The 21,946-nt window shown below is 58.4% G+C and carries 15 protein-coding genes and 1 pseudogene; all 16 read left to right on the top strand.

All coding sequences use genetic code 11. The features are described from left to right. Positions 1-922, top strand: a 922-nt coding sequence (tssC, locus tag FQK12_RS08515) for a type VI secretion system contractile sheath large subunit (protein WP_146295691.1), incomplete at its 5' end; no start/stop codon positions are given. Between the two features lie 13 nt (positions 923-935). Next, entirely contained in the window at positions 936-2,279 is a 1,344-nt protein-coding gene (gene tssK, locus FQK12_RS08520) for a type VI secretion system baseplate subunit TssK (RefSeq protein WP_014229071.1), read from the top strand. Next, positions 2,276-2,941, top strand: a complete 666-nt coding sequence (tssL, locus tag FQK12_RS08525) for a type VI secretion system protein TssL, short form (protein WP_014229072.1) — start codon at positions 2,276-2,278, stop codon at positions 2,939-2,941. Before tssK ends, tssL begins: the two co-directional genes overlap by 4 nt. Continuing rightward, positions 2,938-4,626, top strand: coding sequence for an OmpA family protein (locus FQK12_RS08530; RefSeq protein WP_014229073.1), 1,689 nt, complete (start codon positions 2,938-2,940; stop codon positions 4,624-4,626). The genes tssL and FQK12_RS08530 overlap by 4 nt, the downstream gene beginning before the upstream one ends. 144 nt (positions 4,627-4,770) lie before the next feature. Continuing rightward, entirely contained in the window at positions 4,771-5,262 is a 492-nt protein-coding gene (gene hcp / locus FQK12_RS08535; RefSeq protein ID WP_014229074.1) for a type VI secretion system effector Hcp, read from the top strand. A 246-nt stretch (positions 5,263-5,508) separates the two neighbouring features. Next, positions 5,509-8,151 carry a type VI secretion system ATPase TssH gene (tssH, locus tag FQK12_RS08540; protein ID WP_014229075.1) on the top strand — a complete coding sequence of 881 codons (2,643 nt, stop codon included), beginning with the start codon at positions 5,509-5,511 and terminating at the stop codon, positions 8,149-8,151. Then, complete coding sequence (locus FQK12_RS08545; RefSeq protein WP_014229076.1) at positions 8,148-10,643, top strand: type VI secretion system Vgr family protein; 2,496 nt, start codon at positions 8,148-8,150, stop codon at positions 10,641-10,643. Before tssH ends, FQK12_RS08545 begins: the two co-directional genes overlap by 4 nt. Positions 10,644-10,872: 229 nt before the next feature. Then, positions 10,873-11,448 carry a hypothetical protein gene (locus tag FQK12_RS27270; protein ID WP_164504670.1) on the top strand — a complete coding sequence of 192 codons (576 nt, stop codon included), beginning with the start codon at positions 10,873-10,875 and terminating at the stop codon, positions 11,446-11,448. 232 nt (positions 11,449-11,680) lie between these two features. Further along, a complete protein-coding gene (locus FQK12_RS27600) occupies positions 11,681-12,856 on the top strand; it encodes a DUF3274 domain-containing protein (protein WP_224357619.1) in 1,176 nt (391 codons plus the stop codon). Between the two features lies 1 nt (position 12,857). After that, positions 12,858-13,118, top strand: a complete 261-nt coding sequence (locus FQK12_RS08555) for a PAAR domain-containing protein (RefSeq protein ID WP_014229081.1) — start codon at positions 12,858-12,860, stop codon at positions 13,116-13,118. Beyond that, complete coding sequence (locus tag FQK12_RS08560) at positions 13,118-14,551, top strand: hypothetical protein (RefSeq protein ID WP_038423201.1); 1,434 nt, start codon at positions 13,118-13,120, stop codon at positions 14,549-14,551. The genes FQK12_RS08555 and FQK12_RS08560 overlap by 1 nt, the downstream gene beginning before the upstream one ends. A 6-nt stretch (positions 14,552-14,557) precedes the next feature. Then, a pseudogene (locus FQK12_RS08565) lies at positions 14,558-17,933 on the top strand (ImcF-related family protein). Between the two features lie 225 nt (positions 17,934-18,158). Further along, positions 18,159-19,919, top strand: a complete 1,761-nt coding sequence (gene tssF, locus FQK12_RS08570; protein WP_014229085.1) for a type VI secretion system baseplate subunit TssF — start codon at positions 18,159-18,161, stop codon at positions 19,917-19,919. Next, on the top strand, positions 19,883-20,968 hold the full coding sequence (gene tssG, locus FQK12_RS08575) for a type VI secretion system baseplate subunit TssG (RefSeq protein ID WP_014229086.1): 1,086 nt from the start codon (positions 19,883-19,885) through the stop codon (positions 20,966-20,968). Before tssF ends, tssG begins: the two co-directional genes overlap by 37 nt. Further along, positions 20,946-21,485, top strand: coding sequence for a type VI secretion system lipoprotein TssJ (gene tssJ, locus FQK12_RS08580; RefSeq protein ID WP_038423200.1), 540 nt, complete (start codon positions 20,946-20,948; stop codon positions 21,483-21,485). The genes tssG and tssJ overlap by 23 nt, the downstream gene beginning before the upstream one ends. Before the next feature lies 1 nt (position 21,486). Continuing rightward, on the top strand, positions 21,487-21,942 hold the full coding sequence (gene tssE / locus FQK12_RS08585; RefSeq protein ID WP_014229088.1) for a type VI secretion system baseplate subunit TssE: 456 nt from the start codon (positions 21,487-21,489) through the stop codon (positions 21,940-21,942). Positions 21,943-21,946: the final 4 nt, after the last annotated feature.

The raw sequence follows: 21,946 nt of genomic DNA on the forward strand, positions 1-21,946 counted from the left end.
GCATATGCCGTTTATCGGCGCCGTCGGCCCGGCCTTCTTTCTGAAAGAGTCCATGGAAGAGGTTGCCGCCATCAAGGATATCGGCAACTACTTCGACCGCGCCGAGTACATCAAATGGAAATCCTTTCGCGACACCGACGACGCGCGCTATATCGGCCTGGTGATGCCGCGCGTGCTGGGCCGCCTGCCGTATGGTCCGGACACCGTGCCGGTGCGCAGCTTCAACTACGTCGAGCAGGTGAAAGGCCCGGACCATGAGAAATACCTGTGGACCAGCGCCTCGTTCTCCTTCGCGTCCAATATGGTGAAAAGCTTTATTAATAACGGCTGGTGCGTGCAGATCCGTGGCCCGCAGGCGGGCGGAGCGGTGAAAGATCTGCCGATCCACCTCTACGATCTGGGCACAGGCAACCAGGTGAAGATCCCGTCGGAGGTGATGATCCCGGAAACCCGCGAGTTTGAGTTCGCCAGCCTCGGCTTTATCCCGCTGTCGTACTACAAAAACCGCGACTATGCCTGCTTCTTCTCGGCCAACTCCGCCCAGAAGCCGGCGCTGTACGACACCGCCGACGCCACCGCCAACAGCCGCATCAACGCCCGTCTGCCGTATATCTTCCTGCTGTCGCGTATTGCGCACTACCTGAAGCTCGTTCAGCGTGAAAACATCGGCACCACCAAGGATCGCCGCCTGCTGGAGCTGGAGCTCAACACCTGGGTGCGCGGTCTGGTGACGGAGATGACCGACCCGGGCGACGAGCTGCAGGCCTCACACCCGCTGCGCGACGCGAAGGTGGTGGTGGAAGATATCGAGGACAATCCGGGCTTCTTCCGGGTGAAGCTGTACGCGGTGCCGCACTTCCAGGTGGAAGGGATGGACGTGAACCTGTCTCTGGTTTCTCAGATGCCGAAAGCGAAAGCGTAAGGCGGGGGCAGGGATGAAAACAGTACGACCGCTGTGGGGGCGGGGCCAGATGGTTTCCCCTCAACATTTTCAGCAGGAGGCCGCGCAAGCGGCCTGGCACACAGAGTGTGTCGCCCGACTGGGAGCAATACATCCCTGGGGGGTTGCGCGGACGGCTTTTGACGCCGCGCTGCTGAAACAGGGGAAACTGAAGGCCGACCACCTGTGCGTGCGTTTCGCTGACGGAACGCTCACTGATAGCGATAACGCCGATGCGTTGCCGCCCGTGATGACCTTACCGGAAACAGAAAGCCACGAACTGACGGTGGTTTTGGCGCTGCCCCATGAGTATGAAAACGGCGGCAACTGCCTGCAACCGGAGCAGAAAGCGGAGCGTCCTGTGCGCTGGCGTCTGGCCTGGCGGGAGGTGCGTAACCGCTATGGGGATGACAGCCGCCAGATTGCGGTAATGCAGCCGGAGCTGACGCTGCGTACAGACGATAACGACAACGGCAATTACCAGACCGTCGCCGTGGCCCGTCTTAAGCGCGACAGCCAGGGAAACTGGTCGCAGGACGCGTCGTTTATCCCGCCGCTGCTGAACGTGCAGGCCAGCCGCTGGCTAACGGAGCAGACCGAATATCTGACGGGTCAGCTACGCGCGCGCCTGCAGCGCCTGATGTCTATGCGCCGGGAGAGCAACGAACGGATGGCCGACTTCGCGGTGGCGGACGTGTCGCTGTTCTGGCTGCTGAATGCGCTCAACAGCGCTGAGCCGGTGCTCAGCCATTTGGTGCGCTATCCGCAGGTACACCCGGAGCGGCTTTATCAGGCGCTGGCCGGTCTTGCAGGCAGCCTGCTGACGTTTTCTCTTGATCACACCACCGCCGATATTCCGGCCTATCGTCATGAGCAGCTAACGGCGGTCTTCCCGCCGTTGTTTGACCTGCTGGGTGTGCTGCTGGAAGCCAGCCTGCCGTCGCGGGTCGTGGCGATTGACATGGTCCGCGATGAGCGGCGCAAGCGCTGGCACGCCCGTCTCCACGATCCGAGACTGCGTGAAGAGGCGGATTTTTATCTCTCGGTACGCTCGCCGCTGCCGGTAGCGCAACTGCTGGAGCAGTTTCCGCTTCAGTGCAAAGCGGGTAGCCCGGATGAAGTCGACAGGGTGGTCAATGGTTCCCAGCCCGGCATTCCTTTGCGCGCGATGAGCCACGTCCCTGCGGCTATCCCGCTGCGCCTGGAAAACCAGTATTTCACCCTTGATATGGCCCATCCGGCGGCGCGGGCGATGCTGCTGGAAGGCAGTTGTGTCTTTTACGTCCCCGGTCTGCTGGGCGATCCGGAACTTGAACTGTTTGCGGTGCTGCGCTCATGAAACAGGACATAAATATCGACGCCCTGATGGCGGACGCGTGGCTGACGGTGACAGAACTGCGGTTCGGCGCAAGACTGGCCGACGGGGAGGGCGACCGCCTGTGGCGACATTGTGTAGATCATATTGAACAGGTGATGGCGAAGCTCGAGGCTGCGGACGTCAGCGAGGCGAGCCGTCGGCATATTCTCTACGCCTGGTGTGCGCTGCTGGATGAGACCGCCAAAGGGCGCGAAGGCGAGGATGATGCCTGCATCGTCTGGTATGACCGTCCGCTGCAGGCGAAATACTTTGGTGCTCTGGACGCCGGAGACGCGTTGTATGAACGGATGCGACAGGTTCTGCGCGAGCCCGCGCCGGATATGGCGGTGCTGACCTGTTTCCACCGGGTGCTGATGCTCGGCTTTAAAGGGTGTTATGCCCTGAATGAACCGGCTCGTGACCAGCTTGTTCGGGTACTGACCGAGCGCGTGCCGCCGTTTGAAACGGACCAGAGCCGTCCCGTACTGGCGGGTATCTCCGGGCGCAGCGGCCTGGCGGACGGGTTACGTCGCTGGCCGGTTTGCATCGGGCTGTCGCTGGTAGCGATCGCCGCGCTGTGGTGGGGTCTGAACCACTGGCTTGATTCCCTGATTGCAACCCTGCTGCCGGGGGCCGGGAAATGAACGTGCGCTATTTGCGCCTGTTATGGCTCTGGGGCGGGATCCTGGCGCTGCTGCTCTGCCTGCTGTTTCTGCCGCTGGCCTCCGGCGGACGGATTCTGGCCGCTGCGCTGATACTGGCCGCCGTTATCGCCGGGCTGATTTTCGCCGGGCGCAGGCGGGAAGATCCGCTGGTAGATAACGCCTGGCTGGATGAGATACCGGACGCGCCGTATCGCCTGCCGGTGGTGCTGGTCTGCGGTGATATCGCCGGGTGGCCGGAGAGCGGGCCAGTTTACCGCACGGCACGGGGCTGCTGGTTAAACGTCCCGACGGCTGAACTGCAGCAGACGGTACGTATTCTTCTGTGGAAACGCCCGGACCTCGTATCGCAGCTGGCGGTGATGGTCAGCGTCTGTCCGCAGCTGCATCGTGATGAGGCGGCGCTGGCGGCCGGGCTTTATGAGCTGCGCTGGCAGCTGAGCCAGGTGCGGAGCGATTGCCGCCGGGCGGTGCCTTTACTGTTGAACAGTAAGGTGGTGGGGGCGTCTGTTCCACAACCGCTGTGGCAGACAGCGCAGGCCGGGGAGGCCATGCAGGTATGGCTGGCGGACGATGTGCCGTGCAGCACCGGGACATGGCTGGCGCAAAAGGACGGGACGGACCGCCTGGCTGCGCAGGTGAGGATGAATACGCTGGTTCGCCTGACTGAACAAACAATGATGGCCGCGCTGACGGCGGCGTCGGACGATATGCCTCCGGCGGACCCGGCGATGGTGGTATATCACATGACGCCTTCGGGGGCGCCGGTTCTGGCTGATAGCCTGTGGCAGCGCTGGTTGTCTCAACATACTGCCCTGAATTCGCTGCCCGGCTGGCAGCCCGAACCCTCATCAGCGGATGTCACGCTGCCGAATTTTATTCTGCCGCTGTTGCCACTGGGCGCCGGCGTGACGCCGCTCAGCAGAACTTTACGGCGGGCATTCTGCCTGTTCACCCTTGCCGCCATCATCGCACTGTGCGCCAGCGCGTGGAACAACCGCCAGCTGCTGCAGCGGGTGGGGTTCGATATTCAGCATTACGCGCAGATTGCGATGGATGACTACGCCCCGAAAGCCCGCGCCGTGCAGATCCTGCGCGGGGATGCGCTGCAGCTGGATCGGTGGGCGCGCCACGGTGAACCGCTGGAAATGGGGCTCGGCCTGTATCACGGGGAGCATTTGCGCATGCCGGTGCTTGACGCCATTCGTTCCTATGTCCCGCCGCCTCCGCCACTGAAGCCTGCCGAGAAAACCGCGCCGAAAATCATCCGCCTCGACAGCATGTCGCTGTTCGACACCGGCAGGTGGGTGCTGAAGCCCGGCTCGACAAAGCTGCTGGTGAACTCGCTGGTCGGCATTAAAGCGAAGCCCGGCTGGCTGATTGTGGTGGCGGGCCATACCGACAGCACCGGCGACGATAAATCCAACCAGATACTTTCGCTTAAGCGTGCCGAATCGGTGCGCGACTGGATGCGCGACACCGGCGACGTGCCGGAGAGCTGTTTTGCGGTGCAGGGCTACGGCGAGAGCCGACCCGTTGCCCCCAACGACACGGCCGAAGGCCGGGCGCTGAACCGCCGTGTCGAAATCAGTCTGGTGCCGCAGGCGAATGCCTGCCAGCCACCGGGCATGACCCCCGCGCCATCGCAGGATGATGGCGCTTTTTAAAATGATACACACAGTCATTCGGGCTGCCTCGCAGCGGCAACTGAATGGGTCCCCGGAAGCATAGTTCACTATGTGACCGGGGCAAATGAAGGCAGCCAACAAAGAGGCAGCCTGAAGGACGACGTGTATAAATGGAGAAGTAATATGGCAATTCCAGTCTATCTGTGGCTGAAGGACGACGGCGGCGCGGACATCAAAGGTTCCGTGGACGTGAAGGACCGCGAGGGCAGCATCGAGGTGGTGGCGCAGGAGCATAACCTGTACATCCCGACCGACAACAACACCGGGAAGCTGACCGGCACGCGTATCCACACGCCGTTCTTGTTCACCAAGGAAATCGACGCCTCCAGCCCGTACCTGTACAAGGCGGTGACCACCGGCCAGACGCTGAAGTCGGCGGAGTTCCGCTGGTACAAAATCAACGACGCCGGTCAGGAAGTGGAGTACTTCAACACGAAGCTTGAGAACGTGAAGGTGGTGAAGGTCAACCCGCTGATGCACGACGTCAAGGACCCGTCCTACGAGAAGCATAACCACCTCGAGCAGATTGAGCTGCGTTACGAAAAAATCACCTGGACCTACAAGGACGGCAACATCATTCATTCCGACAGCTGGAACGAACGCGCCACCGCCTGATGACTCGCCATATTTCACGCTGTAGCGCCGTTGGCTGCGTTCGCCTGCCGTCTTGCTACAGCGCGAACTATTTAGAGTCATCCCCTGATGGGCAGTTTCCGCTGCCCGTTTTTGCTGAGCGCCTGAACTGACGGGCGCTCAGCAAAAAAACAATCTGCCTGCCTGACCTGATGCGCTTTGGGTTCCTGAATAACAGGGAACAGCGACGGGCGGTAGCGTGTACGGAACTGATAAAGAGAAAAGCTCATGGAAAATCCCGCCATTTTGTTACGCCGACTTAACCCTTACTGCGCCCGTGCGATGGAAGGCGCTGCCACCCTGTGCCAGACCCGGGCGCACGCGGAAATCCTGCCTGAGCACTGGCTGCTGAAACTGCTGGAGCAGGGCGAGGGCGACCTGACGGTGCTGGCGCGGCGCTACGAATGGGATATGGACGCGATATGGCAGGATTTGCTGACCTTTATGGATAAGCTCCCCCGTTCGGTGCGCGGCCGCCCGCAGCTTTCAGACGCTATTCAGACTCTGATGCAGGAGGCATGGCTAAGCGCTTCGCTGGCCGGGGAGGAGCATATCCGTAGTATCCACCTGCTGATGGCGCTGGTGGATAAACAGAGTCTGGTGCGCTGCGACGGCCTGTGGCCGCTGCTGACCCTGGCGCAGAGCCAGCTGGCGCGCCTGCGTCCGCTACTGGACGCGCAGTCCGAGGAACGCCCGGAGGTGCAGCAGGAAGCAGAGCTGGCGCAGGGCGACGAGGTGGCGTTTGTCGGCCGTCCGGTTAATGCGGGCGTAAAAGAAGGGGATCTGAATCCGGCCCTGCAGAATGCGCTGGATAAGTTCACCCTCGACGTGACCGCCCGCGCCCGGGACGGCAAAATCGACCCGGTGTTCGGCCGTGATAATGAAATCCGCCAGATGGTGGACATTCTTTCCCGACGCCGCAAGAACAACCCGATACTGGTGGGCGAGCCGGGCGTCGGCAAGACCGCGCTGGTGGAAGGTCTGGCGATCAGAATCGCCGAAGGCAATGTCCCGGACGCGCTGAAACCGGTAAGCGTGCGCACCCTTGACCTCGGCCTGCTGCAGGCCGGAGCGGGGGTGAAGGGAGAATTCGAGCAGCGGCTGAAAAACATTATCGACGCGGTGCAGCAGTCGCCGCTGCCTGTGCTTCTGTTTATTGATGAGGCCCACACCCTTATCGGCGCGGGTAACCAGGCGGGCGGCGCCGATGCGGCTAACCTGCTGAAACCGGCCCTTGCCCGGGGCGAACTCAGAACCATCGCCGCCACAACCTGGAGCGAGTACAAACAGTATTTTGAGCGCGATGCGGCGCTGGAGCGGCGCTTCCAGATGATCAAAGTCGATGAGCCGGACGACGACACCGCCTGCCTGATGCTCAGGGGCCTGAAGTCCCGCTACGCGGAGCATCACGGGGTGCACATCACCGATGAGGCGGTGCGCGCCGCCGTCACCCTCTCCAGACGCTATCTGACCGGACGCCAGCTGCCGGACAAGGCGGTGGATTTACTCGACACCGCCTCCGCCCGCATCCGCATGAGCCTGGATACGGTGCCGGCACCGCTGACCCGCCTGAAGGCGCAGCTCACCGGCCTGGCGATGGAAAAGCAGGCGCTGCTGGAAGATATCGCGGCGGGCAACCATACCCACGGCGAACGCCTGGCGGCCATCGAACAGGACGAAGTCCGTATTATCCTGCAGCTCGACGAGCTGGAAACGCAGTACGGCCAGGAGCTGAAGCTCACGGAAAACCTGCTCGCCTGCCGCGCCGATATCTCCCGCCAGGCGGAAATCGCGGACCTGCAAAACCAGCTTAGTGCCGTGCAGCAGGGGAACCCGCTGCTGGGGCTGGACGTGGACGCGCGCACCGTTGCCACGGTCATCGCCGACTGGACCGGCGTGCCGCTCTCGTCTCTGATGAAGGATGAGCAGACGGAGCTGCTGAGCCTGGAACAGCAGCTCGGTAGACGCGTGGTGGGCCAGGACGCGGCGCTGAACGCCATCGCGCAGCGTCTCCGTGCCAGCAAAACCGGGCTGACGTCGGAGAACGGCCCGCAGGGCGTGTTCCTGCTGACCGGGCCGAGCGGCACCGGCAAGACTGAAACCGCGCTTGCCCTTGCTGACGCGCTGTTCGGCGGTGAGAAATCCTTAATCACTATCAACCTCTCCGAATACCAGGAGCCGCATACCGTCTCCCAGTTGAAAGGCTCTCCTCCGGGGTACGTCGGCTACGGCCAGGGCGGGATCCTCACTGAAGCGGTCAGAAAGCGTCCGTACAGCGTGGTGCTGCTGGACGAAGTGGAGAAGGCCCATCGGGACGTGATGAACCTGTTCTACCAGGTGTTTGACCGGGGTTTTATGCGCGACGGCGAGGGGCGGGAGATCGACTTTCGCAACACGGTTATTCTGATGACCTCCAACCTCGGCAGCGACCACATCATGCAGATGCTGGACGAACGGCCGGAGGCCATGGAATCCGACCTGCATGAACTGCTGCGTCCGCTGCTGCGCGACCACTTCCAGCCCGCGCTGCTGGCGCGCTTCCAGACGGTGATCTACCGCCCGCTCACGCGGGACGCGATGCGCACGATTGTCGGAATGAAGCTCAGCCAGGTGAGCAAACGCCTCAGTCGCCACTACGGCATGACCACTGCCATCAGCGACAGCCTGTACGACGCTCTGACGGATGCCTGCCTGCTGCCGGATACCGGGGCGCGCAACGTGGACAGCCTGCTCAATCAGCAGATACTGCCGGCGCTGAGCCTGCAGCTGTTAAGCCATCAGGCGGCGGGGCAGAAGCCGCAGCACCTGATGCTGGGCCGGGATGAAGAGGGGGGGATTGTGATGGAGTTTGGCGCAGGGGCGGGCGTATGAGCGAGATAAAATCCCTGCTGTTCAGCCACAGCCACCATCTGTTAACGGTGCGCGGCTGCAGCGCTCTTCTGGACGTGCTGAGCTTTGAAGGTGAGGAGGCCCTGAGCGAACCGTTCAGATACGTGATTGAGTTCACCAGCGCCGACAAAACCATCACGCCGCAGCAGATGCTGATGCAGGACGCGACCTTCACCCTGCAGGCGCCGGCGGACCAGGGTTTCGGGATTAACATTCAGCAGCCGGTGCGCACGATTCAGGGCGTGGTGACGGCGTTTGAGCGCCTTTCCGCATCCCGCGACGAAACGCACTATTGCCTGACCCTGCAGCCTCGTCTGGCGCTGCTCTCCCGGAGCCACCAGAACCGGATTTACCAGGATATGTCGGTGCCGGATATCGTGGAGCATATCCTGCGTACCCGCCACGCCATGCGCGGGGAGGACTTTGTCTTCACCCTGGCACAGGCGTATCCGCGTCGCGAGCAGGTGATGCAGTACGGCGAGGACGACCTGCGCTTTATCACCCGCCTGCTGGGCGAGGTCGGTATCTGGTTCCGCTTCACCGCCGACACCCGGCTGAACATTGACGTGGTGGAGTTTTACGATGACCAGCGGCACTACGAGCAGGGACTGGTTCTGCCGTCGGTGCCGCCCTCCGGCCAGCACGACGGCGGTACCGAGTCGGTGTGGGCGCTGAAAAGCCAGCATAACGTGGTGCAGCAGTCGGTGTTCACCCGGGACTACAACTACCGCAACGCGCCGGAGGAGATGAGCCAGAGCGCGGACGTGACGTCCGGCGACGTCACCACCTACGGCGAGGCGTATCACTGGGCGGATAACTACCTGGCGCCGGGCAGCGACGGCCTGCGCAACCCGGAGCCGGAGAGCGGGGCGTTTTATGCCCGTCTGCGCCACGAGCGCTACCTGAACGACCAGACCCGGCTGAGCGGCAGGACCAGCAGCGCGGCGCTGGCGCCGGGCCGGGAGCTGAAGGTCACCGGAGGCGCTGAGGTGACGGAGGTTTTCTGCCAGGGCGTGGTGATTACCGGCATCCACAGCCGCGCCCGTCGCGACCGCAGCTATGAGGTGGCGTTTACGGCCATCCCGTTCTCGGAAAATTACGGCTTCCGTCCGCAACCGGGCGACAGGCCGGTCATGGCCGGCACGCTGCCGGCGCGGGTAACCAGTACGAAAACCAACGATATCTACGGCCATATCGACCGCGACGGCCGTTATAAGGTCAACCTGCTGTTCGACCGCGACCACTGGTCGCCGGGGGAAGAGAGTCTGTGGGTACGTCAGGCGCGCCCCTATGCCGGGGACACATACGGCCTGCACCTGCCGCTGCTGGCGGGGACGGAAGTGGCCATCGCTTTTGAGCAGGGGGACCCTGACCGTCCGTATATTGCCGGAGTCCTGCACGACTCAGCGCACCCGGACCCTGTCACCATCCGGAACTATAAGCGCAACGTCCTGCGGACCCCGGCGAACAACAAAATCCGCCTCGACGACGCGCGTGGCAAAGAGCACATCAAGGTCAGCACGGAGTACGGCGGCAAGAGCCAGCTGAACCTGGGGCATCTGGTGGACAGCGAAAAACAGCCACGCGGCGAGGGGTTTGAGCTGCGGACGGATAGCTACGGGACTATCCGCGCCGGGAAGGGAATATTCATTACTGCTGATGCACAATCGAAGGCGCAGGGACAGCAATTGGCGATGGAACCGGCGCTGTCGCGGCTTTCAGCGGCACTAGTGGAAATGCAGTCACTGGCTGCCAGCGCACAGCAGGCACAGGCGCTGGCTGCGGATGTTGGACGTCAGCAGACGTTGCTGCAACAGAAGATAGAGCAGCTTCAGAAGGAAGTACTCCTGGGAACGGCCCCGCAGGGTGTGGCGCTGGCAAGCGGTGACGATATGCTGCTGTCGGCGCAGAAGAATCTGACGCTGATTGCAGGTCAGCAGCTGGATATGGGGGCGCAGAAGGACTTCACACTGGCGGCGGGTAAACAACTCAGTCTCTGGAGTCAGAATGGGGCGAAGTGGTTTGCGTCGCGGGGGGATATTGATATTCAGGCGCAGGGCGGACATATCACCACTTGGTCAACGCAGGACACGCATATTTCGAGTGGCAAGAAACTGGTAATAACGGCACAGGATGAACTGACGCTGATATGCGGGGGCGGATATATCAAAATCAAAGGTGGGAATGTTGAAATTGGCGGTCCTGGAAAGTTGCTGATAAAAAACATCGGTATTAAGAAAGCAGGTTCGGGTAGTATGCAGGGAGTAATGAAGTCGTTTGAGTCGGGAAGTTTTGATGAGAAGTTTGTCATTCGAAATTCTCTGACCAAAGAACCTTTAGCCAATAAGGCATATTCAATAACCATGCCGGATGGAAGGATTGTTTCAGGGGTGACAGATTTAAATGGTTCTACATCATTAAATGCCTCGGATGTCATTGATGATATGACTATCACTCTTATTAAAGGTAGGTAAGATCTCAGTCTTTATTTATGGGGGAGCGAAATGTTACTGATGATTTATTCTTTGTTAATAATTTATGCGCTAATCGCAGGGAGTTTGCTTACATTAGTTGCATGGCTTTGTTGTAAGAGAGTTCATGGTTTGCGTATCATATTGCTGATTTGGTTTGTGTGTATCTGTGTGGCGTTTGTTGCTTTGTATGCTCTGCAATTTACTGAATTTGGTCTCATACGATAATGCTATGTTTTCAAAACAGGAGGTAGTATGGTATATAAGACTGAGCCAGTTAGAGATTAAATATGATGATAATGGCCATCCTTCTTGGTGTTCTTTTCCATCGCATAAGAATGTTCAGGTTCGTGGAGCTTGCGATGTGCCACCTCATCTGCCTGGACTTGTAATACTTGTCCATGGTGTTAACTCCACAGGTGAATGGTATCAAAAAGCAGAGTCTGCATTATGTGCAGGATTGAATAAACGCCTTGGACTTGAAGGCACTAATTTTGAGTTAAAGGCTAACATATATAGTGGGGATGACAAGATAGAATTAGATGAGAAAGGCGCCGAAAAAAGAACTCCAATGTCTCCATTAGTAGAAAGGAAATTAGTTACTGACAATGGCCGGTCACCTGTAATTCGATTTTATTGGGGCTATTCATCACCATTAGGTGACGAAGATAAGTTTGTTATTCCTTTGGTAAGTATTAAGGGTGATGACTATCATCAGATGAAGCGAGATGGCGTCCCATTGTATGATATTTTGAAAAAAAGGTCCTTATATATGGGGCGGCGGTCCTTTTCAAAATGGCACGAATAATCTTCATTCACTTTGGAGTAAAAAAGGATTCAATGAAGATTTAGCCAATATACCTGGTGCAAAAGTTCAATATGGTAATGAAGACAAAGATCGCTTACTAACCACAGCACCACCACGAAACTATTATGCTCATGCCGCGAAGCGGTTAGCTGATTTATTGGATCTTATTCGAGAGAAATATCCTAAGGATACAGTTACCATAATTTCACATAGTCAAGGAACTATGGTTTCAATGGCTGCTACTGCACTGGCAAATAAAGCACCTGATGCTCTATTTATAATGAATTCACCTTATGCCCTTCATAATAGTCAATTGAATGCCTTTTCAATGCCTCCTGAAGAATGTATTTCTCCATCTGGTCGAGAAAGTACTCTGTCAGCAATAATTGATAAAGTTGCACTTCAATCAACACATTTATCTTCGTTAGGCTATGAGGGGTTGTGTGTAGGTCAATCACAGGATAATAAAAACTGGAAGCCAGATATAACTCTTGTAGCTCCTGACAAAAATGAAACGAGAAATATCCAGGAAAGAGATAATCACGGGAGGACTTATGTTTATTTCAATCCACATGACAGAGTTATGGGTTCCCTCCCTCTGCGTTCGATAGGGTGGCAAGGTTTCCCAAATGATGAAAAAGGCAATCCTCATCCACTTATCACCCAGCATAAGGGGTATTTATTCCAGCGAATGCTTGCCAGAAATACACCTTGTGGTATAGCTCCCGAGTCAAAAACTCCATTTGGTCGATTGCCAGATGGTAAACCCTTTTGGGATGATGAAGGAGATGAATACCAGAGCAGTGGTTTTGTGTACCCAGATCCACCTCACTGGCAAACTGTATTTATTAATGCCGAGGAAGTCCCTGAGCCAATTAAGGAAAATGAACTAAGTGATTTCGATAAAACAAGAGTTGGTGCTGAGCATGGCCCACAGGAAAAAAACGGTTGGGGGGAGCGTGATCCTAAAACTGGTTATAAGAATGACGATACTTACGATAATTTCATTAATTTGTATCCCGATCAGGATATCGTTATTGGTGTCAAAAAACAATCGGAATATGGTACTTACGGTAGCGTAACCCCAGTAACCCGTAAGGAGACGTTTGACGAAAAAGATCGCAGGATACGTTCATATGTCGCACAACCTACAGATCACAGTACCTTACCCAGTAATTTAAATTTTATGGCACGAGTCGTTGCTTATGATTTACCCATTGGTTACTGTGAATCGGGTTGGGATAGGGCTTTTATCACTGATCTACGCCGTCGGGCAGACTGGACTCAGGGACTGGATACATATTTAAAAACCGGAATTCCAAACAATGTTACTGAACCAGAAATAATCAGCAAAGAAACAGCATTGGAAGAAATGATTCGTGTGAAGACCAAAGAATACGGATATTGATATGGGAAAGAAAATAGTTGTTCTTGGCGATGCTACCTCGCATGGAGGTAAAGTAGTCTCTGTATCATCTACTTTTGAAATTGAAGGTAAAAATGTTGCACTGCTGAATGATTCGGTGTCCTGTCCGGAACACGGTTCTAATCCGATAGTGGAATGCGATATGAGTTATGAGGAAAACGGTAGGGGAATTGTGGCGCATGGTTGTAAGAGCGCCTGTGGTTCCGTGATCTTCGCTAGTTTGCCGGATGTGGAGATAGGTTGATGGGCTGGTCATTACCGGAGGTTCCCGCGAGGCCAGATACGCAACCCTGGTCGCCCTGGGTATGCCTATCAATTACTTTCGCCGGTGTATTTATCGCGTTAGTTCGGGTCGTACTGCATTCACCCTCCGGTAGTTTACCAACGCTCGCAAGCGGCTACTGGCTACCACTGACCGGATATACTTTGGTGGGTGTTACAATTACCGTAACCTTTTATTTGTTATGGTGGGAAATACAGACTTTCCGCGTCCGTAACTGGAATAACTGGCGACGAAATATGCACCTGGCCTGGCAGCGTCAAGCACACCTGCATTTATGCGTGACCAGGCATGTGGTATTAACCGCAGACCCACAATTGCTTTCTCGACTAGCGGGTGTTGCGTCTGAAAGCAGCGACGAAACATCTTTATTAACATTGCTTCCCGAAGAAGCTTTTATTCCTGGTATTTCACGCTTTGAACAACTTTGTCGTTTATTAATAAACCAGATTAAAACAATACTTTCTCAGGCCTATCCTTCAGGTCCGTTAACGGTGATAATAAAGACATCTGCTCCTGATAAAAAACAGGAAATTCAGTATTTTTCCCTTCTCTGGGAAGATGAAAAATTGCCATGGATGCCAGATATTCATGCCTTATCCAATTCGTCAGTTTTTAATAATTGGAATAAATTCCTGTCTACTGCTCGTTATCCATTGCTTGTACTGGCACTGCATTACCGCCAGCCGGAGGAAGCCTTAGCGGAATTTGCCTGTGCGTTGTTGCTGTTGCCTGAAGCGATGCTTAAATCGTCAGAACAGCGCGATGCAGTGCGAGTATTTCGCGCCATGCCGCTGAATACTGGTGCATTGCCCCGCGAGCTGGCTGAATTGCGCGATATGGCGCAGCAGCCTTCTGGTGTAAAACATCTGGTCTGGCACAGCGGGTTATCTACGTCGTCCGCACAGGCGCTGGGACGGGTGGTTAATGATTTACCTCTGCACCTGCATACTGATATCGCAGCCGGTGGCATTATCGATTTTGCGAAAATCAGCGCAGACTACGGGCATCTGGCGGGATGGCTGATGGTAGCTGCAGCAGCAGAGATGGTCAATTACGGTCCGGGAAGCCACTGGCTGCTACAGGCGGATGACAAACGGGCCGGCGCAATGGTCGTCGGCAATAATCTGCCGGTTATCTGCGATGAAGATGTGAACATACTCCCGTTGCCTTATCCGGCGGGTTCACTCTGCCTTGCCGTATTGCTCAACGTGGCGGCTTTTGGGGGCGTTGCCCGTTTTTTTCCGGACTGGCTGTTCTCCTGGTGCGGCGTGCTCAGTATGTTACTGTCGCTGGCAGTCACTCTACCCGGTGCTGTTTTCCTGCTGCGCCGCGCCCTCACTGCTCTGCAACGCCCCCACTTTGTTCAGGCTGCCGGACTTGCCCGCAAGGAATAATCCAATATGAAAAGGTTTTTATACATCCTGGGAGCGGGTCTCTGTGTCCTGGTTGTTTTGTTGGCGCTGTTGTTTATTCTGGCCCAGACAACTCATCTTTTTTTTGAATGGACGGGGGAACGCGTATTCTGGATTTCGCTGTTGGGTGCGGTTTTTCTGACCAGTCTGTTGAGCGTGCTGATTTTTTTTCTTATCCCTTTCCAAAAAAACGACACCCCGCTGACTCCGCAGTACAGTCGCCCGGCAGGCGAGGGGGCTGGTACACAGGAACGAGATATCTCCCTTTCTTCGCTAAAAAAGCACCTCCGCCGCCGCTACAACCTCTTCTGGCGCAGTAAGGTCCGCCTGCTGCTGGTCTGTGGCGAACCCGAACATATCGCCGCCATCGCCCCCGGCCTTGCCGAAAAACAGTGGCTTGAAGGCCACCGCACGGTGCTGATTTACGGCGGCAGCCTGTCATCGGCGCCGGACACCGGGCGCCTGACCGCCCTGCGTAAGCTGCGCCGCAGCCGTCCGCTGGACGGCATCGTGCTGGCGCTGGATGAGAGACAGACCACCGCCGGTACGCTGGATAACCATCTTCGCGCCCTGGAGCAGGTCGGGGAGGCGCTGCGCTGGCAGCCGCCGGTGTACCTGTGGCAGGTGACTGACAGCGACTGGTCGCAGGATGCGCGCGTCACCCAGACGGTAGGGGCGCTTTTCCCGGCCCGCGCCACGCCGGCGGGGGTGGAGCGCCAGCTCCGCGCTATCCTGCCATCCCTGCGCGAAAGGGGAATGCAGCAGCTGTGCGCCGGGCCGTCGCACGATTTCCTGTTACGTTTCGGCCGGCAGCTGGAGAAACAGGGAATAGCCCACTGGAAAACGCTGCTGACGCCGTGGCTGACGGAGCACCTGAAGCGTGTTCCGCTGCGCGGCCTGATGTTCAGCCCGTCGCTGGCCCCTGAGGATAATGCCGCGGGCCATGAACACCGCTGGTCCGCTCCGGCGATCTGGCAGGGCGTGACGGCGGACTGCGCTCAGGCGCGGGGCGTGCGGGTAGGGATGCCGTGGCAGCGAACGCCGGGCGTCACCCTGCTGACGCTGATTGCCCTGTGGGGGGCGGGCAGCGTGGTCTCCTTTGCCGTTAACCGCCACCATATCGTCAGCGCGGCGGCGCGGGCGCAGCAGCTGGTGAATCATCCCGCGGTTAACGACCCGCAGCTGATGGCGCTGCAGGCCCTGCGTAACGATATCGGGCGTCTGCAGACGCAACAGGCGAATGGCGCTCCCTGGTACCAGCGCTTCGGGCTGGACCACAATGCGCCGCTCTCCGCCGCCCTGATGCCCTGGTACGGCCGGGCCAGTAACCGCCTGATACGCGATGCGGCCATGCAGGCGCTGACGCAGAAACTGACCGTCCTGGCGAACCTGCCGCCGCGCAGCCCGCAGCCCGCAGCGCGCCACGTCAGCTAAAGCGGGCTACGACCAGCTGAAAGCATACCTGATGATGGCGCGCCCGGACAAAGCCGACGCTGCCCTGTACGCGCAGGTGATGACAACCACCGCGCCATCCCGTCCGGGACTCTCCCCGGCGCTGTGGCAGAGTATCGCCCCGGACCTTCACGCCTTTTACATGCAGAGCCTGCCGTCGCAGCCAGCCTGGAAAATCACGCCGGACAGGCAGCTGGTCACCCGGGTACGTCAGGTGCTGCTGGAGCAGATTGGCCGGCGCAACGCGGAAAGTACGCTGTATGAGAACATGCTCACCCGGGTGCGCCGCAGCTACGCGGACATGACGCTGGAGGACATGACGCCGCAGACCGACGCCGGTCGCCTGTTCAGCACGCCGGAGTCGGTGCCGGGGATGTTCACCCGCCAGGCGTGGGAGGGCGGGGTTCAGGAAGCCATTGATAACGCCGTGGCGTCCCGGCGCGATGAAATCGACTGGGTGCTGAGCGATAGCCGTAAAACGCTGCCCGGCGACGTCTCCCCGGAGGCGCTGAAGCAGCGCCTGACGGCGCGCTACTTCACCGATTTTGCCGGTGCCTGGCTGAACTTCCTCAACAGTATCCGGCTGAACCCGGCGCACAATATTGCCGACGTCACCGACCAGTTAACGCTGGCCGGGGACGTGCGCCAGTCGCCGCTGATTGCCCTGATGAACACCCTGGCTTACCAGGGGCAGACCGGGCAGCAGAAAGAGGCCATTTCCGCATCGCTGGTGAAATCGGCGAAAAACCTGCTGGGCGGTGATGACCGGCCGGTGATTGACCAGCAGGCCGCCGGACCGGCGGGGCCGCTGGACAGCACCTTCGGGCCGCTGCTGCAGCTTATGGGTAAAAACAGCGCGCAGAGCGTGATGGCGGCGGACAGTTCGCTCAGTTTACAGACTTACCTGACGCGTCTGACCCGCGTGCGCCTCAGGCTCCAGCAGGTGGCAAACGCCGCCGACCCGCAGGCGATGATGCAGCAGCTGGCGCAGACGGTCTTCCAGGGCAGGAGCGTTGACCTGACCGACACGCAGGAGTACGGCAGCCTGGTGGCGGCAAGCCTCGGTGAAGAGTGGAGCGGTTTCGGGCAGACGATGTTTGTTCAGCCGCTGACCCAGGCCTGGGAGACGGTGCTTCAGCCGTCGGCGGCCAGCCTGAACGAAGCGTGGCAGCGCTCAGTTGTCGCGAACTGGAATTCAGCGTTTAAGGGGCGTTATCCCTTTGCTGCCGCGAAGAGCGACGCCTCGCTGCCGATGCTGGCGGCGTTCATCCGCCGCGATACCGGACGTATTGACCGTTTCCTCAGCACGCAGCTGGGCGGCGTTCTGCACCGGGAGGGCAGCACCTGGGTGGCGGACAGAACCCACAGCCAGGGGTTGACGTTCAGCCCGGCCTTCCTGAACGCGGTGAACCAGCTCAGCCAGCTGTCCGACATCCTGTTTACCGACGGCAGCCAGGGTATCAGCTTTGAACTGCAGGGGGTGGCGATGCCGGAAGTGGTGGAAACACAGCTGACGCTTGACGGGCAGAAACTCCACTATTTTAACCAGGTTGCCGACTGGCAGAGCTTCCGCTGGCCGGGGGTAATCAATAAACCGGGGGCGATGCTGACCTGGACGTCGACGGCGGCGGGAACCCGTCTGTATACAAACCACAGTGGTCCGTGGGGCGTTATCCGGATGCTGGAGCAGATGCAGCGGCAGAAAGCGGGGGACGGGCTGTACCGGCTGAGCGTCACCGCGCCGGACAGGCGACAGCTTCAGTGGCTGCTGCGTACGGAACTGGGCGACGGACCGCTGGCGCTGCTGAAGCTGCGAAACTTCAGTCTGCCGTCGCAGATATTCAGCGTCGGTGTCCCGGCGCCAGGCCGCACGGATGAATATGAATCTGACGTTGTGGAAGGGAGTGAATAATGGCCTCTGTTGATATTCTGCTCGCCAACCGCCGGAGATCCCCCCGGCAACGATGATTTCAAGAAGATGCGTGATGAGGTAAGGGCGCGCAACTTATTGCTTCAATGTTCAATGTTCAATGTTCAATGACACTGATGCGATCTGAGGTTGCAGAAAACACCTATCGCGATCTTCTCCCCATTTTAAACGCACCTCCTGTAGCTCTAAGGCTAAAAGCATATTTCTATGGACGACTTAACCCTGCGTTATTTTGACGCCGAAATGCGTTACCTGCGTGAAGCGGGCGAAGAGTTCGCCCGCGCCCATCCTGACCGGGCGGCGGCCTTAAATCTCGACAAATCGGGCGCGCGCGACCCCTATGTCGAGCGCCTGTTTGAAGGCTTCGCCTTTCTGATGGGCCGCCTGCGCGAAAAGCTCGACGACGATCTGCCGGAGCTGACCGGCGGACTGGTGAGCATGATCTGGCCACACTACCTGCGTACCATTCCATCGCTCTCCATTGTTGAGTTCACCGCGGACTGGCGTGAACTGAAAGAACCTGTCCGCATTGAAAAAGGCTTTGGAATTCTTTCTCAGCCCATTGGTGAAAAGCGCACCCGCTGTCATTACACCACGACGCAGCCGCTGACCCTGCAGCCCCTGTCGCTAGCCCGGGCGGGGATCTCGACGGAACCGGATGGGCGCTCGCTTCTCCGCCTGCGCTTTGAGTGCAGCCCGCTGGCAGACTGGAGCCGCATCGATTTAAGCCGCATCCCGCTGTACCTGAATGGCGACGCGCCGCTGGCCTGCGCCTTGCATGAGGCGCTGACGCTCCGGGTGGCGAAAACGGGTATCCGCTTTCCCGGCGATGCTGACCGCAGACCGCTGGACGCCCGTTTTGCCGTCTGCGGTTTCAGTAGGGAGGAGGCGCTGCTGCCGGAGTGCGGCAGTTTCAGCGGTTATCAGCTGCTGCTGGAGTATTTTACCTTCCGTGAAAAGTTTATGTCGGTGACGCTACGCGGCCTGGAAAATGTGGATTTCCCGGAAGAACTGGCGTGGTTTGAAATCGATATCGTGCTGGAGAGACAGTGGCCGCATGAATATGCGCTGTCGGAGAAACATCTGCGCCTGCACTGCACGCCGGTGATTAATCTCTTTCCGCTGGAGTCCGATCCGCTGCATCTGGACTCGTTACAGACCGAATACCTGCTGCGCCCGATGCGTGTCCAGGACGGTCATACCGAGATTTATTCCGTGGATTCGGTCACCTCCTCGCGCCACTCCGGTCACCAGACGTATGTGCCGTTCACCAGCTTCCGTCACAAGGGAGGAATGCTGCGCCATGATGCGCCGGAATATTATTACCATACGCGGGTAAAGTCCGGTCCTTCAGGGCTGCACGACACCTGGCTGACGCTCGGCGGCGAGGCGTTTGATAACCACACCGTACCGGAGAATGAAAAACTGTCGCTCAGCCTGACCGGCACCAACGGCCAGCTGCCGCGCCGGGCGCTGCAGAGTACGCTGCTGGACACGGTGGTGAAATCCACCACCGCGCGCATTCAGGTGCGTAACCTCTGCGCCCCGACGCTGCCGTGCTACCCGCCGGACCGCGATCGTTTTCACTGGCGGGTGCTGAGCCATCTCGGCAGCAGTTTCCTGTGGATGATGGATAACGCCGACGTGCTGCGCGGCGCGCTGGCCCTCTATGACTGGACCGATAACGAGATGAACCGCCGCCGCCTGGAAGCGATTGTCGATGTCAGGCATAGCGAGGTGGAACGTTTTGCACAGGGCCATTTTCTGCGCGGCGTGCAGATTGAGGTGACCCTCGACAGCAGCGGCTTCGCCGGGCACGGCGATATCTGCCTGTTCGGCGAGATGCTGAACCGCTTCTTCGCGCTGTATACCGATATTCACCTGTTCAACCATCTGATTCTGATACTACAACCTGGGGGAGAGCGCCTCGAATGGCAGGAGAACCACAACCGCCGCATTCCCGGCTAAGCCCCCGGCTTGAGCGGGAAATCTATCGTATCAACTTCTACCGCTTCTGCCAGTTACTGGAAAAGCGTCGTCCGGGCGCATCGCCGTTGGGCAGCACCCTGAATCCGGTGGACGATCCGGTACGGTTTCGCCCGCATCCGGGAATGGGCTTCCCGGTCAGCGAGCTGAAAACGGTGGAATATGATGAAGACCATCCGGATGCGCCGCCGACGGTGCGCACGACGTTTATGGGGCTCTACGGCGTCGACTCGCCGCTGCCCACCGCGTGGCTCGACGAGATCGCCCAGCAGCGGGAAGGGCACGAAGCGCAGGAGGCGTTTCTCGATATCTTTAACCACCGCATTCTGACGCAGTTTTACCGCATCTGGCGAAAATATTCCTACCCGGCGACGTTTGAAGCGGGGGGCAGGGACAGCACCTCGCAGAGCCTGCTGGGCCTTATCGGTCTGGGAATGCCGGGTACCGATAAGCATATCGCCACCCCGATATCGCGTTTTCTGGCGCTGCTCGGCATCATGCGCCTGCCTGCGCGTACCGAAGAGGGGATTCAGGCGCTGGTACGTCTGCTGGCTCCCCGCACGCGGACCACCGTCACGCCGCACTGCCCGCGCACGTTTTTCATCAACAATCCACTGGGTTTTTACGGCAATGACGATTTTCTGCTCGATGGCTATAACGTGCTGGGCGACGAAACGACAGAGGTCAGCAGCCAGCTATTGATTGCGCTGTACACGGACGATATTGCCGAGGCGCAGGGGTGGTTACCGGAAGGGCAGATATATCAGGACTTTCTGGTCCTGCTGCGGGTCTATCTCGGCTGGCGCTATAAAGCGCGTATACAGCTGACCGTTCCTGCCCGGTTACTGCCTGCGCCGGTGCTGGGCGAAACCCCCTTTATGCTCGGCATGACGGGGATACTGGGCGTGGAGGGAGAGGAGATCCCGCCCGATATCCCCGCCACCTTTACTATTGAGCCTGGCGGCTATTGCGGAATGCCGTCTGCAACTTTACAACAAGGAAACCAGCGTGTTGCATACCACTTCGATTAAACGATGGAGTTTACTTCTTATGCCTTTACTGCTGACAGGCTGTGGCCTGACGCAGAAAATTAGCGACAGCACCTTATCGGCGGTGAAATCGGTGTTTTATAAGCAGGTAAACGTCCTGCATCTGGACGTTACCGCCCGGGCGGAACTGAACACCGATGAGCGGGAGAACACCTCGCTCTCCCAGCCGGTGATGGTGTGGGTCTACCAGCTCAGTGACCGCAAGACGTTCGATAAACGGGTCTATCAGCAGCTGGTCACGGAAAGCGAGGAGGCCGCCGGAGACGAACGGCTTGCCAGCCGTAGCCTGGTGGTAAAACCCGGCGCTGACGTCAGCCTGGATATTCCGATGGACGAGAAGGCGCAGTTTATCGCGGTGGTGGGGTTATTCCGGGCGCCGGATATGGTGAAGAATGACTGGAAGCTGGTGCTGAGGCGCGACGATCTCGATCCCGACAAACCGCGCATTATTGAAGCCAGCCATAACCGCCTGACGCTGAAACCCCTGAAGGATGACTGAGATGCCCACACGCCATAATGCCCCCTCGCTGTATGAAATGCTGTACGGCAACTTTACCGGCGGACTCGACCTGCATCAGGTCAGTGAGGAAAACCAGGTTATTCTGTCGGTGCTGGATAATATGCAGCGCGTCCTCAACTGTCGAGCCGGGACGCTGGCGCACCTGCCCGATTACGGCCTGCCGGATATGACTAAAATCCTCCAGGGGATGCCGGGTACGGCTCATGAGCTGATGGGCATCCTGTCGGCCGTATTGCTTAAATATGAACCGCGGCTGAAGAAAATTGACGTGGTTCTGCTCGAGCAGGCTATTCCCGGCGAGCTGCGTTACGCCATTGACGCGGAGCTGAAGGGCGTAGGCCTGGTGCACTACGGCACCGAATTTATGCCCGAGGGCAGGGTGCTTATCCGCCACCTCAAACAGCAGCAGTACCTGGAAGTCCGCTCCTCTATCTAGTTTT

The organism is Klebsiella sp. ME-303 (genome assembly GCF_007910085.1).
Classification (GTDB): domain Bacteria; phylum Pseudomonadota; class Gammaproteobacteria; order Enterobacterales; family Enterobacteriaceae; genus Klebsiella; species Klebsiella michiganensis.

What these genes read in the sequence shown, in the direction of transcription:
- tssK (WP_014229071.1), top strand. Translation starts at nt 936, where the DNA reads ATGAAAACAGTACGACCGCTGTGGGGGCGGGGCCAGATGGTTTCCCCT.
- tssL (WP_014229072.1), top strand. Translation starts at nt 2,276, where the DNA reads ATGAAACAGGACATAAATATCGACGCCCTGATGGCGGACGCGTGGCTG.
- FQK12_RS08530 (WP_014229073.1), top strand. Translation starts at nt 2,938, where the DNA reads ATGAACGTGCGCTATTTGCGCCTGTTATGGCTCTGGGGCGGGATCCTG.
- hcp (WP_014229074.1), top strand. Translation starts at nt 4,771, where the DNA reads ATGGCAATTCCAGTCTATCTGTGGCTGAAGGACGACGGCGGCGCGGAC.
- tssH (WP_014229075.1), top strand. Translation starts at nt 5,509, where the DNA reads ATGGAAAATCCCGCCATTTTGTTACGCCGACTTAACCCTTACTGCGCC.
- FQK12_RS08545 (WP_014229076.1), top strand. Translation starts at nt 8,148, where the DNA reads ATGAGCGAGATAAAATCCCTGCTGTTCAGCCACAGCCACCATCTGTTA.
- FQK12_RS27270 (WP_164504670.1), top strand. Translation starts at nt 10,873, where the DNA reads ATGTTTTCAAAACAGGAGGTAGTATGGTATATAAGACTGAGCCAGTTA.
- FQK12_RS27600 (WP_224357619.1), top strand. Translation starts at nt 11,681, where the DNA reads ATGGCTGCTACTGCACTGGCAAATAAAGCACCTGATGCTCTATTTATA.
- FQK12_RS08555 (WP_014229081.1), top strand. Translation starts at nt 12,858, where the DNA reads ATGGGAAAGAAAATAGTTGTTCTTGGCGATGCTACCTCGCATGGAGGT.
- FQK12_RS08560 (WP_038423201.1), top strand. Translation starts at nt 13,118, where the DNA reads ATGGGCTGGTCATTACCGGAGGTTCCCGCGAGGCCAGATACGCAACCC.
- tssF (WP_014229085.1), top strand. Translation starts at nt 18,159, where the DNA reads ATGGACGACTTAACCCTGCGTTATTTTGACGCCGAAATGCGTTACCTG.
- tssG (WP_014229086.1), top strand. Translation starts at nt 19,883, where the DNA reads ATGGCAGGAGAACCACAACCGCCGCATTCCCGGCTAAGCCCCCGGCTT.
- tssE (WP_014229088.1), top strand. Translation starts at nt 21,487, where the DNA reads ATGCCCACACGCCATAATGCCCCCTCGCTGTATGAAATGCTGTACGGC.